The sequence below is a fragment of the Paraburkholderia sp. GAS38 genome (assembly GCF_050434965.1).
In the GTDB taxonomy this organism is placed as follows: Bacteria; Pseudomonadota; Gammaproteobacteria; order Burkholderiales; family Burkholderiaceae; genus Paraburkholderia; species Paraburkholderia phenazinium_A.
In genome coordinates this window covers 525994-540135 of the sequence record NZ_JBNDJO010000005.1, presented here as the reverse complement: position 1 = coordinate 540135, position 14142 = coordinate 525994, and the positions used below count along the sequence as shown (strand labels likewise).

The following is a 14142-nucleotide window of genomic DNA, read 5'->3' as shown; positions in this document are numbered from 1 at the left end:
GGGCCGGGGCTCTGCACGGTGTCCCTGCGTCGCGCCCTTGACACAGGCGCGCGCTGGGGCGCGTGCTAAAATGCCCGATTCGAATTCACTCTTGGACTAAGCCGCCGAGGCATTTCCGACCCCGGGCCAGCATGTGGGCAAACCGCATGCCGTGAGCCGGCCGAAGCCGCGACGCAGACACCGATCCGATGACCACCGGTTTTCTACAAAAGATTTTTGGCAGCCGCAACCAGCGGCTAGTCAAGCAATATCAAAAGACCGTCACGGCGATCAATGCGCTCGAGCCGCAGATCGAGCAATTGACGGACGATCAACTGCGCGCCAAAACGGGTGAATTCCGCCAGCGCATCGCCAGCGGCGAGTCGCTCGACAAGCTGCTGCCGGAGGCTTTCGCGGTCTGCCGGGAAGCGAGCAAGCGCGTGCTGAAAATGCGCCACTTCGACGTCCAGTTGATCGGCGGGATGGTGCTGCATTACGGCAAGATCGGCGAAATGCGCACAGGTGAGGGCAAGACGCTCGTCGCCACGCTGCCGGTGTACCTGAATGCGCTGACCGGCCGCGGCGTGCACGTCGTGACGGTGAACGATTACCTTGCACAACGCGACGCCGAATGGATGGCGCGCCTGTACAACTTCCTCGGTCTGTCGGTGGGCATCAACCTGTCGCAGATGGACCATGGCATGAAGCAGCAGGCTTACGCCTCGGACATCACCTACGGCACCAACAACGAATTCGGCTTCGACTACCTGCGCGACAACATGGTCTACGAGACCGACGCGCGCGTGCAGCGCTCGCTGAATTTCGCGGTGGTCGACGAAGTGGACTCGATCCTGATCGACGAAGCCCGTACGCCGCTGATCATCTCCGGTCAGGCTGAAGATCACACTGACCTGTACGTGCGGATGAACGCGCTGCCGCCGCTGCTCGAGCGCCAGATTGGCGAAGAAAAGGCCGATGGCACGGGCGTCGAAAAGCCGGGCGACTACACGCTGGACGAAAAGGGTCGTCAAGTATTCCTGACGGAATCGGGCCACGAAAAGGCTGAGCGGCTGCTCGCCGAGTGGGGCCTGATCGGCGAGGGCGAGAGCCTGTACGCGCCGCAGAACATCACGCTGATGCACCACGTGTACGCCGCGCTGCGCGCCCACACGCTGTTCTACAAAGACCAGCATTACGTGGTGCAGAACAACGAAGTGGTGATCGTCGACGAATTCACGGGCCGTCTGATGTCGGGCCGCCGCTGGTCGGACGGTCTGCACCAGGCCGTCGAAGCGAAGGAACACGTCAAGATCCAGAGCGAAAACCAGACGCTCGCTTCGATCACGTTCCAGAACTACTTCCGCATGTACGCCAAGCTGTCCGGCATGACCGGTACGGCGGATACGGAAGCGTACGAATTCAACGAGATCTACGGGCTGGAAACGGTCGTGATCCCGACCAATCGTCCGCCCAAGCGGATCGACAAGCAGGATCAGATCTACAAGACGGCGAAGGAACGTTACGACGCCGTCATCCGCGATATCCGCGACTGTCACGAGCGTGGCCAGCCGGTGCTGGTGGGTACCACTTCGATCGAAAACTCCGAACTGCTGTCGCATCTGCTGAAGCAGGCCGGCTTGCCGCATGAAGTGCTGAACGCCAAGCAGCACGCGCGCGAAGCCGAGATCGTGGCGGAAGCGGGTCGTCCGCAACGCGTGACGATCGCCACCAACATGGCCGGTCGCGGTACCGACATCGTGCTGGGCGGCAACGCCGAGAAGCAGGCGACCTTCATCGAACTCGACGAGGCCATCTCCGCCGACGAGAAACAGCGCCGCATCCAGAAGCTGCACGACGAATGGCAGGAACTGCACGACAAGGTGAAGGCCGCAGGCGGTCTGCACATCATCGGCACCGAACGTCACGAATCGCGCCGGATCGACAATCAGCTGCGCGGCCGTGCCGGCCGTCAGGGTGACCCGGGTTCGTCGCGCTTCTACCTGTCGCTGGAAGATCCGCTGCTGCGCATTTTTGCCGGCGACCGGGTGCGCTCCATCATGGACCGCCTGAAGATGCCGGAAGGCGAGGCGATCGAAGCGGGCATCGTCACGCGCTCGATCGAATCGGCACAGCGCAAGGTCGAGGCACGCAACTTCGATATTCGTAAGCAATTGCTCGAATACGACGATGTGTCGAACGATCAGCGCAAGGTGATTTACCAGCAGCGCAATGAATTGCTCGAGGCGAACGACATCACCGAAACCATCGGCGCCATGCGTCATGGTGTGATTACCGACATCGTCCATCAGTTCGTGCCGGCCGGCAGCATCGAAGAGCAATGGTCCGTGCCCGAGCTGGAAGAAGTGCTGCGCAACGAATGGCAGCTCGATCTCGCCATTCAGGAAATGATCAACGAGTCGTCGTCGATCAGCGTGGATGAAATCCTCGAAGCGGTGATTGCCGCTGCGGACGAAGCGTACGAGGCAAAGGTCGAACTGGTGGGTCGCGAGAACTTCAGCGGCTTCGAGCGTTCAATCATGCTGCAGACGCTGGACCGCGCGTGGCGCGAACATCTGGCCGCGCTCGATCACCTGCGCCAGGGTATCCATCTGCGCGGCTATGCGCAGAAGAATCCGAAGCAGGAATACAAGCGCGAAGCCTTCGAACTGTTTGCGGCCATGCTCGACGCGGTGAAGCTCGACGTCACGCGTGTGGTGATGAACGTGCAGGTGGAATCGCCGGCGCAGCTGGAACAGGTGGCGGAAGATCTCGAAGAGCAGGGTACTAGCCAGCTGGAACATGTCGAGTTCCGCCATGCCGAATTCGCCGAGGCCGCCGCGCCGGTTGCCGCTGAGGCGGCTACGGCCGCGATGATCGGCGACGCCATGAGCCACAGCACGCATGCCTCCGCCGAGCCGCTGGGCGACAGCGTGCCGAAGGTGGGCCGTAACGACCCTTGCCCGTGCGGCAGCGGCAAGAAGTACAAGCAGTGCCACGGCAAGATTGCGTGAGACTGAAAAGGCGGCGCGCGTAAAGCGCGCCGCGTTGTTTTACCCAGCGCTTTGCTGGTAATTCCACGGTGGTGAGGCTCCTGCCGCACTACCCTTTTATGATTTTCCGATGCCGGCTTCATGCCGGCATTTTCAACTTGGACAACAGGTCGCGACCATGGCTGTCAATTTCCCTTCCATCGATGCCGCCCAACTTCACCCCGTCGCCGGCGTTACGCTAGGCTGGGCCGAGGCGAACATCCGTAAACCGAACCGCAAGGACGTGCTCGTCATTTCCGTCGAAGAAGGTGCGACGGTCGGCGGCGTGTTCACGTCGAACCGTTTTTGCGCGGCGCCGGTCATCGTCTGCCGCGAGCATCTCGAACATGTGCGTGAAAGCGGTAAAGGGATTCGTGCGCTGGTGGTGAACACGGGGAATGCGAATGCGGGCACCGGCGAGCCGGGCCTCGTGATCGCTCGTGAAACCTGCGTCGAACTGGCGCGTCTGGCCGGTATTGCACCGGAGCAGGTGCTGCCGTTCTCGACCGGCGTGATTCTCGAACCGCTGCCGCTCGACCGTCTGAAGGCCGGCCTGCCGGCCGCGCTGGCGAACCGCCAGGCCGCACACTGGTATGACGCCGCGCAGGCGATCATGACCACGGACACGCTGCCCAAGGCGGCCTCGCGTCAGGTGAGCATCGACGGTCATACGGTGACGCTGACCGGCATCAGCAAGGGCGCGGGCATGATCAAGCCGAACATGGCGACCATGCTCGGCTTCCTCGCGTTCGACGCCGCGGTGGCGCAGCCGGTGCTCGACGCGCTGGTCAAGCACGTGGCGGACCGTTCGTTCAATTGCATCACCATCGACGGCGATACGTCGACCAACGACTCGTTCATCCTGATCGCGTCGGGCAAGTCCAGTCTGCCGGCGATTACGTCCACCGATTCGCCCGCCTACGCGGCGTTGCGCGATGCGGTGACCGAGGTCGCGCAGACGCTCGCCCAGTTGATCGTGCGTGACGGCGAGGGCGCCACCAAGTTCATGACGGTGCAGGTGGAAGGCGGTTCGAATGTGGCGGAATGCCGCCAGATCGCTTACGCGATCGGCCATTCGCCGCTGGTGAAGACGGCCTTCTACGCATCGGACCCGAACCTGGGCCGCATTCTCGCGGCGATCGGCTACGCGGGCGTGACCGACCTCGACGTCGGCAAGATCGACCTGTATCTCGACGACGTGCTGGTGGCGAAGGCAGGCGGCCGCAATCCCGAATACCGCGAGGAAGACGGCCAGCGTGTGATGAAAAAGGCGGAGATTCTGATCCGCGTCGTGCTGGGCCGTGGCGATGCGCAGGCCACGATCTGGACCTGCGACCTGTCGCACGACTACGTGAGCATCAACGCCGACTATCGCTCGTGATCCAGTCTGTCACCTGGCGGGTACGCTCGCTGGTGACTCGCACCTCAACCGCTTTGATTCTTCGTCATGGATAAACTCGAACAGTTTTTGACTCGTGCCGAGGCCTTGCTTGGCCGCCTTGAAGCCGTGCTTCCGCCTGCAACGCCTGACGTCGACTGGTCGGCGGCGGTCGCCTTCCGCTGGCGCAAGCGCCAGGGCCGCGGCTACCTGCAGCCGGTGCCGGCCATCTCGGACATCACGCTCGACGACCTGCAGAATATCGACCGCCAGAAAGGCCTGATCGAGCAGAACACGCGTCAGTTCGTGCACAAGCAGCCGGCCAACAACGTGCTGTTGACGGGTGCGCGCGGCACCGGCAAGTCGTCGCTGATCAAGGCCTGCCTGAATGCGTACGCCAAAGACGGGCTACGGCTGATCGAAGTGGACAAGGACGACCTGCACGATCTGGGCGATATCGTCGACCTGATCTCGCAGCGTCCGGAACGCTTCGTCGTGTTCTGCGACGACTTGTCGTTCGAAGAGGGCGAGTCGGGCTACAAGGCGTTGAAGGTGGCGCTCGACGGTTCGGTGGCCGCGCAATCCGACAATGTGGTGATCTACGCCACGTCGAACCGGCGCCATCTGTTGCCTGAGTACATGAGCGACAACGAGACCTACAAGCACACGTCCGATGGCGAGATTCATCCGGGCGAAGTGGTGGAAGAGAAGATCTCGCTGTCCGAGCGCTTCGGCTTGTGGGTCAGCTTCTATCCGTTCAAGCAGGACGACTATCTGACGATTGTCGGGCACTGGCTGCAGCATTTCGGCTGCGATGCCGCCGAAGTCGAGGCGGCGCGTGGCGACGCGCTGGTGTGGGCGCTCGAACGCGGTTCGCGCTCGGGACGCGTGGCGTGGCAGTTCGCCCGTGACCGCTCCGGCCGGAAGTCGCAGGCATGACGGCTTCCACGACCGCAGCCAACCCCGCCGTGAACCCCGACGGGCGCCCGGTCACGGAAGTGGCCGTCGGCGTGCTGGTGCAGCCGGATGGGCGCTATCTTCTGGCCCAGCGGCCGGCCGGCAAGCCCTATGAAGGGTACTGGGAATTTCCGGGCGGCAAGCTGGAGCCCGGTGAGTCGGTCGAGGCGGCGCTGGCCCGCGAACTGCACGAGGAACTGGGCATCGAGGTAGAGGCGAGCCACCGCTGGCATACGCTGGAGCACGATTACCCGCATGCCTACGTGCGGCTTTACTTCTGCAAGGTGACGCAGTGGACCGGCGAGCCGCACGGCCGCGAAGGCCAGGCATTTGTCTGGCAATCGCTGCCGGCCGAGGTGTCGCCTTTATTGCCGGCGACCATTCCGGTGCTTGAATGGCTTGCCGCCGAATAGCGGCGGCAAGGCGGTAAGATCGACGCGGCCGTACGCCGGCCGCACGTTTTACCGCGCCGGCCAGCCCGCGCCTAATGCGGGTTGTAATCGCCGCTCGGCTCGTCGTCCGAGGGCGGTTCTTCGTCGGTGCTGCCGATCTTGTACTTCTCAGCGGCCCAGGCGCCGAGGTCGATCTGCTTGCAGCGCTCGGAACAGAAGGGGCGGAAGCGGCTCTCCGGTGTCCAGCGGACATCCTTGCCGCAGGTGGGGCATTTAACGACAGTGATCATTCGCTCAGGCAGTCAATCGCAAACGGGACAAGTTTCTAATATAGGGGCATTTTCGCTGCTTGAAAGGCGCTGCCCCGCGACGGCGTAATCTGCGCTACAGACTGCAAAGCGTGAGTTGAAACGGCACGTCCACGTCGACCGCACGCGGCCGCAGATCGCCGTCCTGCACGGTGAACCGCACCCACAGCATGTACTTGTTGGCGCTGGCCTCGGGAATTACCCGCAATTCCGGCGACACACGCACCTGCATCAACTGATACGAGCGGCCCGACAGCATCTGCTGGTAGCTGCCCTGCATTGCCATGACCTTCGAGGCCTGACCGGACTCGCGCGCGAGGCGCAGGACGATGGTGGCGGCGTCGCGCAGCGGCAAGAGCGGCGTCACCCACTTCGCGATGTCCTGACGGCGCTGGTCCGGATGTGTCTGTTGCCAGGCGTAGTACGACGGCAGGTCGAACTTGCAGGTGCCGCCCGGGATGATGGCGCGGCTGCGGATGCTGGCGAGCCACTCGTTGTCCGCCAGATGCTGGCCGGTCTTGCCCTGCATCTGCGAGAGCCCCGAGAGGGTTTGTTCGATCTCGCCCAGCACGGCCTCTAACGCGTTCTGCTCGATGCCCGGGTTGCCGCGGAACGGCGCAAGCGTTTGCCGCTGCCGCTCCAGTTCCTTCATCAGATCCGACTTCAGATCCGCGCGACCGGCGACTTCAGAGATTTCGAACAGCGTTGTCAGCGCGACATGGTGTTCCCTGGCATCTTCCTGAGTCAGAAAGAACGTGAAGCGCTCGAAGAGGTCTTCGAGGCGCAGCAGCGTCCGGATTCGCTCGTTGAAGGGATACTCGTAAAGGATCAAGCGGGCTCGCCTCGGGCGTGGTCGGTGACGGGAATGCAGAACATTCTAATGCCGTGAGACTACCCTAGCAATCACACACTTTCCCGATGCGCTTTCGCTGATTTTTGCGCTTGTTTCGCGCCTGTTTGAGTGTGCTGTCCGTGCTTTATTGCGACAGCAGGGCAAGCCGCCTTCTTGTCGCCGCGGGCGGGTGCCGCAGTCTCATGCGTCTGCCAGGGACAAATACAGCCTATGTTGCGCTTCGACCTGCGCGCCGAGTTCTTCTACGGAAGCGTTTTCGTTGACGATCACGTCGTCCGCGGCGGCAAGGCGTGCTTCGCGAGCCGCCTGACGGGCGATGATCGCGACAACCTGCTCGCGGCTGAAGGCGTTGCGGCGCATCACACGGGCGATCTGCGTCTCGACGCTGCAGTCCACCGTCAGGACCCGGTTCACGCGCGCTTTCCAACTGCCCGACTCGACCAGCAGCGGCACCACCAGCATCACATATGGGCCGCTGGCCTCATGCCTTGCCCGTTCGGTCTCGGTCCGGATAAGCGGGTGCGTGATGGCTTCGAGACGCCGGCGTGCGCCCTCGTCGCCGAAGATCAGGGTGCGCATGCGGGCACGGTCGAGCGAGCCGTCCGCTGCGACGAACGAGGCGCCGAACTCAGTGGCGATCTTCGGCATTGCGACGCCGTTTGGCGCAGTGATCTGATGCGCGATCAGGTCGGTGTCGACGATCGCCGCGCCGCGCGCGGCAAACAGGTCGGCGACGGTCGACTTGCCGCTGCCGATGCCGCCCGTCAGTCCCACAGCAAACATGCTTCAGCCTCCGAGTGCCAGATAGAGGGGCGTGCCGAGAAACAGCGTAAGCGCGCCGCCTGCGGCGAGGAACGGACCGAACGGCAGCGGCTCCTCGAAGCGCATGCGGCCACGCCAGGTCGCCGCCAGGCCGACGACCGCACCGGCCACCGCGGCGATCAGCACGATCTGCGGCAACGCGGCCCAGCCGAGCCATGCGCCGAGCGCGGCGAGCAGCTTGAAGTCGCCATAGCCCATGCCTTCGACGCCGCGTACGAGCTTGAACAGCCAGTGCACCACCCAGAGTACAAGATAGCCCGCAATCGCGCCCAGCACGGCGTCGTGCAAGCTCGCGAACATGTCGTTGAAATTGACGATCAGGCCGGCCCAGAGCAGCGGCAGCGTCAGCGAGTCGGGCAGCAGATGCGTGTCGATGTCAATCGCGCTCATGGCCAGCAAGGCCGCGCACAGGCCGAAGGCGGCCAGCGCCATGGCGTTTGGGCCGAACACGGCCAGCGCACCCGCTGCGCACGCGGCGCTGGCGATCTCAAGCAACGGATAGCGCGCGGAGACGGAGGCCTTGCATGCCGAACAGCGACCGCGCAGCAGCAGATAACTCAGCACTGGGATGTTCTCCCATGAGCGCAGGACGTGGCCGCAGTGCGGGCATCCGCTGCGCGGCAGCCACAGGTTGTAGCGCGCGGGCAGGCCGTCGTCTTCGAGCGGCACGCCGGTTGCCTCGCTGACTTCTTCGCGCCATGCACGCTCGAGCATGATGGGCAGCCGATGCGCGACTACGCTCAGAAAGCTGCCGATGACCAGGCCGAACACGATTGCAAACGCAATCTGCACGCCGGCGGGCAAGCTGCCGAAGGTGGCGCCGAGGCTGGCCGCGACGTGACCATGAAGGGCGCTGAAGGAAGTATCTGACACGAGTGCTTGAGTAGCCGGCATGGCGAAATAGTTGGATTCGGCTGCGATGCTACACCACGTTGCCGAGTTGAATAATGGGAAGATACATCGCGATGACAAGGCCGCCGACCAGCGTCCCCAGCACGATAATCACCAGCGGTTCGCAGAGGCTCGCCAGGGTGCCGATCTTTTCGTCAACCTGACGATCGCTAAGCGAGGCCACGTCGATCAGCATCGTATCCAATGCACCGGACTCCTCTGCGACGGCGACGGGCTGAACCACCTCGGCCGGAAAGCAACGCGCGGCACGCATGGCGGCGGCGAGCCGTTCGCCGCGCCGCAGGCGGGCGGCGATCTCGACCGTGGCCCGATCGAACCAGGCGTTGCCGGTGGCATGGGTCAGCGAGTCGAATGCGTCGGCGAGCGGCGTACCGGCTGACAGCAGCGTACCGAGCGCCCGACTCCAGCGTGCCGCACACAGGGTCGCGAGCAGCGTGCCGGCGACCGGCAGGCGCAGCATCAGGCGGGCTAGCGTCACGCGTGCTGCTTCAGAGCGCCGCAGCAGGGAAGCCATGGCAAAACCGGCGCACACCGTCGACGCGAGCACCGGCACGCTCCAGCGCGCCGTGGCGTCGGAGAGCGCCAGGACGATTTGCGTGGGCGCCGGCAAGCGGGCGCCGAAGCCGTCGAAGATCTGCTTGAAGGTCGGCACCACCCATACCAGCAACGCAGCCGTGATGGCGAGTGCCAGCAGCAGGATCGCGACGGGATAGGTGAGCGCGGCCTTGACCTTGGCGCGTTGCGCGGCGCCCCGTTCGCGGTCGTCGGCGACGCGCGCCAGTACCGCGGGGAGCGCGCCCGCCGCTTCGCCGACCGCGACTAACTGGCAATACAGCGGGTTAAACTGGGCCGGATGCCGTGCGAGCGCTGCCGAGAAACTCAGGCCGCTCGTGATGTCGCGCGCCAGCGCGCCGACGATGCGCGACATACCGCGCTGGCGTGGCGCAGGGGCTTGCGCGAGCAGTTCGAGCGAAGACGCGAGCGGCAATCCGGCGCGCAGCAGACTGGCGAGTTGACGGGTGAAGCGCGTGACTTCCGAGGCGCGTGCCTGAGGGCGTGGCGCGACGCCGCGCGGCGAGAGTTCGACGATGAACAGGTTGTCGCGCTTGAGCAGTGTGCGCACGGCACTCGCGTCTGCCGCGATAAGCGTGCCGCTGTGCTGTGTGCCCGCAGCATCGACGCCGCGCCATGCAAAGCGCATTTCGCGTGCTTCGGCTTCAGTTGTCCTCATGGTTATACGACCTCGGTTGCGCCGAGTGCTTCGGCGAGACTGGTCGTGCCGTCCCGCACGCGCGCCAACGCGGCCTCGCGCAGCGTGCCCACCCGTTCAGCCTGGGCCTGCCGGGCGAGCGAGAGCGTGCCTGCATTCGCGACGATCAGCTCGCGCATCGCGTCCGACACCGGCATCACCTGGTGAATGCCGACGCGCCCACGGTAGCCAATGCGGTGGCAAGCGTCGCAGCCCGCAGCGACGTAGGGATGCCAGCCGTCGAGTTGATCCTCGCTGAAGCCGGCCGCGCGCAACGCGGCTGCCGATTGCGGCGCCGCTGTCCGGCAGACGACGCATAGCCGCCGCACCAGCCGTTGCGCGGTGACCATGCGTAGCGCGGCGGCCAGGTGATACGGCTCGACGCCGATATCGATCAGGCGCGCGATGGCGGCCGGCGCGTCGTTGGTGTGCAGCGTAGAGAGCACGAGGTGGCCGGTTTGCGCCGCCTTGACGGCGACGTCGGCGGTCTCTTCGTCACGGATTTCGCCGACCATGATCACGTCCGGATCCTGGCGCAGAAACGCGCGCAACGCGACGGCGAACGTGAGACCGGCCTTCTCGCGCACGCTGACCTGGTTGATGCCGGCGAGCTGGATTTCCGCCGGATCTTCGACCGAGCAGAGGTTGCGCGATTCGGCGTTGAGCTTCTGCAGGAAGCAGTACAGCGAGAGCGTCTTGCCGCTGCCGGTTGGACCCGTCACCAGCACCAGTCCGTGCGGCGCGCTGATGGCTGCCTCGAGCGTGGCGCGCTGAGCGGGATCGAGGCCAAGCGAATCGAGCGAGAGGGCGGCGGGCAGCGCGTCGAGTCGTCGCAGGACGAGCTTTTCCCCGAACAACGTGGGCAGCGAGTTCACGCGATAGTCTTCGAACTTGCCTGGGGTGGTGGCGATGCGCAGGCGTCCGTCCTGCGGCACGCGCCGTTCGGCGATGTCCATGCGCGCGAGCACTTTCACGCGGGTGATGAAGGCGTCGCGCAGATGGGCCGGCGGTTGCGCGATGGCGTGCAGCACGCCGTCGATGCGCAACCGCATGCGCCAGCCATGTTCGGTGGGTTCGACATGCAGGTCCGAGGCGTTACGGCGGGTGGCTTCCCGCAGCGTGTCGCTCAGCAGACGGACTGCGGGGGTGTTGTCCGCTTCGGCGAGGCCGGGCGTTGGCTCGCGGCGGGGCGTGTCGTCGCGGCTTGTACTGTCGAACGCGCGTGCCGAATGCTGGGCCGGCGGCGCGGGTGCGGGCGTGGCAGGTGCGGCGGCAGGCTCGACCTCGAGTGCCATGGCACGATAGGGCACGCCCGTTGTAACGGTGGGCGCCAGACGATCAGCGGTGCTAGCCGGTGTGAAGCGGGGCGAGGATGACATCGGAAACCGGCCGGGAGCCGCCTGTAGAACAAGACGACTCCATCATCGGGCAGGCGGAGCGTTGCCGCCATTCGGCCGGATGGCCAGGTATGCCGCAGACGGCAGACGGCAGACGGCAGACGGCAGACGGCCGCGGAAAGCCCATCCGTTCGATGGACAGATCCCGGCACTAGTTACGCCCAGCACACCTACCCATCAGCTCCGCAGCTTTTTCCCACCCTTCGCGCCCGGCTTGAAAATCTTGACGGTGCGCACCGCCTGATCGTCGCTGCGCATCACTTCGAGTTTGATGCCCGCGATCTGCACGCACACGTCGCCATCCGGAATCTCTTCGAGGATTTCCAGAATCAGGCCATTCAGGGTCTTCGGCCCGTCGGTCGGCAGGGTGAGCTGCAGCCAGCGGTTCAGTTCGCGCAGCGGCATGCTGCCGGCGACGATGCATTCGCCGTTCTCGTTCCAGCCGCCGCGCGAATTCGCGCTACGCGGGATCGAGGTGGTGAACTCGCCGATCAGTTCCTCGATGATGTCTTCCGGCGTGACCAGCCCCTGCAGTTCGCCGTATTCGTTGACGACCAGCGCGGTTCGGTGACGGCTCTCCTGGAAGTACTGCAACTGCTGAAACACGGGCGTGCCGCTCGGCACGAAATACGGTTCGGCGAGCAGCTCGCGCAAGGTCTCGCGCTCAAGCTCCTGGTTGTGCAGCGCCGACAGCGTCTTGCGCACGTGCAATACGCCGAGCACACGGTCGATGTCGCCCTGATAGACGATCAGCTTGTTGTGATAGCAGGTTTCGAGCTGATGCAGAATCTGCTCGAACGGCGCATCGAAATCGAGCGCTTCGATCCGGCGGCGCGGAATCATCACGTCGTCGACGGAGATGTTCTCCAGATCGAACAGGTTCAGAAGGATGCTGCGGTGCTTGGTCGGCATGAAGCTGCCGGACTCGAGGACGATGGTGCGCAGCTCCTCGGTCGAAAGTCGCTGGTCGTGCGCGCCCTTCGTATTGATGTGCAGGATGCGCAGGATGCCGTTGGCGAACAGGTTGACGAACCAGACGATCGGCTTCGTCGCGCGCATCAGCGGGGCGATCAGCAGACTCGCCGGCAAGGCGATTTTTTCCGGAAACGTCGCGCCGACGATCTTCGGCGTGATCTCCGCGAAGACGATGATCAGGAATGCGACGATACCGGTCGCAATCGACAGCACCAGATTGTTGCGGCCGAACGTATGCAGCGCGACCGAGGTGGTCAGCACCGGGATGATCGTGTTGAACAGATTGTTGCCGATCAGGATGACGCTCAGCAGCTCGTCGGTGTGGGCGAGCAGGCCTTGCGTCGTCTTGGCGCCGAGCACGCCCTGATTGGACAGATGCTTCAGGCGGTGACGGTTGAGCGCCATCATCGCCGTTTCGGAGATCGAAAAGAAACTGGAGCAGATAAGCAGCAGGAAGACGGCGCCTATCTGCGCCCATAACGGTAGTTGTTCCACGTGTCGCGAACTGGTAAAGGGCAGGATGGGAAGAATATAGCAGAGGGGACCGTACCCGCCTGTCTGGCCGGCTGTCCCGCGGTTTGGCGCCGCCTGGCTTTCTGGCGGCGGGCGGGCGCTGGGCGAGCGTCGCTATGGTTCAGTGGGTCGCTCCTCACCTTCGCCTTCGTCGTTAGCGTGGCGGCATCAGACTGCGGACGAGCTTCCCGAGCGTATACATGACCTGCCGGTTCAAGCCGGCCTCGGCTGCAGAGCCGGGTTCGATCGCCGCGCCCTCAAGGAAGTGTCGGGCCAGCTCGTGCAGGATGGGTGCGTGGTGGTCGGCCGGCTCGACGAGCGGGGCGGCGGCAGTCGGTTCCACAATCCTGATCGGACCGGCTGGCCGCAACACGGTCGGCGCCCCGAACTGGGCACCGTACTCCGGCGCGACGGTCCGGGCGGTGCCTGGTGCGCCTGGTACGTCTGGTACGTTTGGCAAGCCCGGAGCGGTGGCATCCCCTGCATCCCCGCTCGTCACGCTGCCAGAACTGTCCGGCCTCGGGCGCTCGAAGCTGGATGGATCGAAGTTCCACACCTCGGCGGCCGGTTGCGCTTGCGCCTGAACCGCAGCGGGCGCGAGCGAAGCAATCTGCAAGCGCAGATGACTGCCGTGTTCCGGCACCGCATCGCGCACGGCATACCCGTGCATATTGGGGCGACTCGAAGCGTCGAAGGCAGAGGATGACCGCGTGTCGGACAGGTCGGCAAACAACCCCGGCGGCTCCAGCGCGGTTGCGCTGGACCAGGCCGGAGCCGTGCCGAACAGCAGGAGCGGATCGAGCGGCGTGTCAAGCAGATCGGCCGTCCCGGCGCTTGATCCGAAGCCTGTCAGGGGATCCGCCGGATATGGGGCGGCGGGCATCCCGAAGCGCAGCGGCGCCGCAGCTTCCACGTGCACGCCAGTGCGCTCAGATCCGGCGAGCGCGGCAAGCGCCGGCAAGTCCCACGCAGCGGGCACTGCATCCACGCCGGCTCGCAAGACATAGGCGCCCATATTGACGATGTCGCCCGCCTGCAGGTTCGTTTGCGCGCCCGGCGCCAGCATCTTGCCGTTGATTGCGATCGCCGCGTAGCCGCTGGTGTTGAGCAGTTGCCAATGACCAGTTTGCGAGCTGACAGTGGCATGGTGGCGCGCGACCAGCCCGTCGTCGCCGGGCAGCGGCAGCAGGTTGCTGCCGTCCCGTCCGATCGTGCCGCCGTGCGTATCGAACGTTGCGCGAGCGCCGTCGACGAGCGCCTGGCCATGGTAGGCAACGACAGTCAGTGTGATGTGAGAGGAGGGCATACGTCAGGTTCCTGATGGCAGACGAAACAAACGAAACAAACGAAAAAGCGAATCGAGGCGAGAGGCCGCCGG

General features: G+C 64.6%; 12 protein-coding genes. 4 read left to right on the top strand and 8 right to left on the bottom strand.

Annotated elements, in window-relative coordinates:
* The first annotated feature begins 188 nt into the window (after positions 1–188).
* The 4 genes from secA (at position 189) to P3T42_RS15765 (ending at position 5756) form a co-directional block, all read left to right on the top strand.
* Positions 189–2990, top strand: coding sequence for a preprotein translocase subunit SecA (gene secA, locus P3T42_RS15780; protein WP_429306551.1), 2802 nt, complete (start codon positions 189–191; stop codon positions 2988–2990).
* Positions 2991–3147: 157 nt separating this feature from the next.
* Complete coding sequence (gene argJ, locus P3T42_RS15775) at positions 3148–4389, top strand: bifunctional glutamate N-acetyltransferase/amino-acid acetyltransferase ArgJ (protein WP_074302656.1); 1242 nt, start codon at positions 3148–3150, stop codon at positions 4387–4389.
* 66 nt (positions 4390–4455) lie between these two features.
* A complete protein-coding gene (locus P3T42_RS15770) occupies positions 4456–5325 on the top strand; it encodes an ATP-binding protein (RefSeq protein WP_074302654.1) in 870 nt (289 codons plus the stop codon).
* Complete coding sequence (locus tag P3T42_RS15765) at positions 5322–5756, top strand: NUDIX domain-containing protein (protein ID WP_429306550.1); 435 nt, start codon at positions 5322–5324, stop codon at positions 5754–5756. Before P3T42_RS15770 ends, P3T42_RS15765 begins: the two co-directional genes overlap by 4 nt.
* Before the next feature lie 71 nt (positions 5757–5827).
* Here P3T42_RS15765 and yacG read toward each other — a convergent pair whose 3' ends face one another.
* The 8 genes from yacG to P3T42_RS15725 form a co-directional block, all read right to left on the bottom strand.
* Entirely contained in the window at positions 5828–6025 is a 198-nt protein-coding gene (yacG, locus tag P3T42_RS15760) for a DNA gyrase inhibitor YacG (RefSeq protein WP_074302649.1), read from the bottom strand.
* Positions 6026–6119: 94 nt separating this feature from the next.
* On the bottom strand, positions 6120–6875 hold the full coding sequence (gene zapD, locus P3T42_RS15755) for a cell division protein ZapD (RefSeq protein WP_074302647.1): 756 nt from the start codon (positions 6873–6875) through the stop codon (positions 6120–6122).
* Between the two features lie 201 nt (positions 6876–7076).
* Entirely contained in the window at positions 7077–7679 is a 603-nt protein-coding gene (gene coaE, locus P3T42_RS15750; protein ID WP_429306549.1) for a dephospho-CoA kinase, read from the bottom strand.
* A 3-nt stretch (positions 7680–7682) separates the two neighbouring features.
* On the bottom strand, positions 7683–8612 hold the full coding sequence (locus tag P3T42_RS15745) for a prepilin peptidase (protein WP_429306548.1): 930 nt from the start codon (positions 8610–8612) through the stop codon (positions 7683–7685).
* A gap of 28 nt (positions 8613–8640) precedes the next feature.
* Positions 8641–9861 (bottom strand): type II secretion system F family protein, encoded by a 1221-nt coding sequence (locus P3T42_RS15740; RefSeq protein WP_429306547.1) that lies wholly within the window; start codon positions 9859–9861, stop codon positions 8641–8643.
* A gap of 2 nt (positions 9862–9863) precedes the next feature.
* Complete coding sequence (locus P3T42_RS15735) at positions 9864–11258, bottom strand: GspE/PulE family protein (RefSeq protein WP_429306546.1); 1395 nt, start codon at positions 11256–11258, stop codon at positions 9864–9866.
* Between the two features lie 195 nt (positions 11259–11453).
* A complete protein-coding gene (locus tag P3T42_RS15730) occupies positions 11454–12746 on the bottom strand; it encodes an HlyC/CorC family transporter (protein WP_074302638.1) in 1293 nt (430 codons plus the stop codon).
* Between the two features lie 172 nt (positions 12747–12918).
* Entirely contained in the window at positions 12919–14070 is a 1152-nt protein-coding gene (locus tag P3T42_RS15725) for an FHA domain-containing protein (protein ID WP_429306545.1), read from the bottom strand.
* Between the last annotated feature and the right edge of the window lie 72 nt (positions 14071–14142).

Excerpts from the sequence above, each read along its gene's own strand:
- secA (WP_429306551.1), top strand. The coding sequence starts at position 189 with ATGACCACCGGTTTTCTACAAAAGATTTTTGGCAGCCGCAACCAGCGG.
- argJ (WP_074302656.1), top strand. The coding sequence starts at position 3,148 with ATGGCTGTCAATTTCCCTTCCATCGATGCCGCCCAACTTCACCCCGTC.
- P3T42_RS15770 (WP_074302654.1), top strand. The coding sequence starts at position 4,456 with ATGGATAAACTCGAACAGTTTTTGACTCGTGCCGAGGCCTTGCTTGGC.
- P3T42_RS15765 (WP_429306550.1), top strand. The coding sequence starts at position 5,322 with ATGACGGCTTCCACGACCGCAGCCAACCCCGCCGTGAACCCCGACGGG.
- yacG (WP_074302649.1), bottom strand. The coding sequence starts at position 6,025 with ATGATCACTGTCGTTAAATGCCCCACCTGCGGCAAGGATGTCCGCTGG.
- coaE (WP_429306549.1), bottom strand. The coding sequence starts at position 7,679 with ATGTTTGCTGTGGGACTGACGGGCGGCATCGGCAGCGGCAAGTCGACC.
- P3T42_RS15745 (WP_429306548.1), bottom strand. The coding sequence starts at position 8,612 with ATGCCGGCTACTCAAGCACTCGTGTCAGATACTTCCTTCAGCGCCCTT.
- P3T42_RS15740 (WP_429306547.1), bottom strand. The coding sequence starts at position 9,861 with ATGAGGACAACTGAAGCCGAAGCACGCGAAATGCGCTTTGCATGGCGC.
- P3T42_RS15735 (WP_429306546.1), bottom strand. The coding sequence starts at position 11,258 with ATGTCATCCTCGCCCCGCTTCACACCGGCTAGCACCGCTGATCGTCTG.
- P3T42_RS15725 (WP_429306545.1), bottom strand. The coding sequence starts at position 14,070 with ATGCCCTCCTCTCACATCACACTGACTGTCGTTGCCTACCATGGCCAG.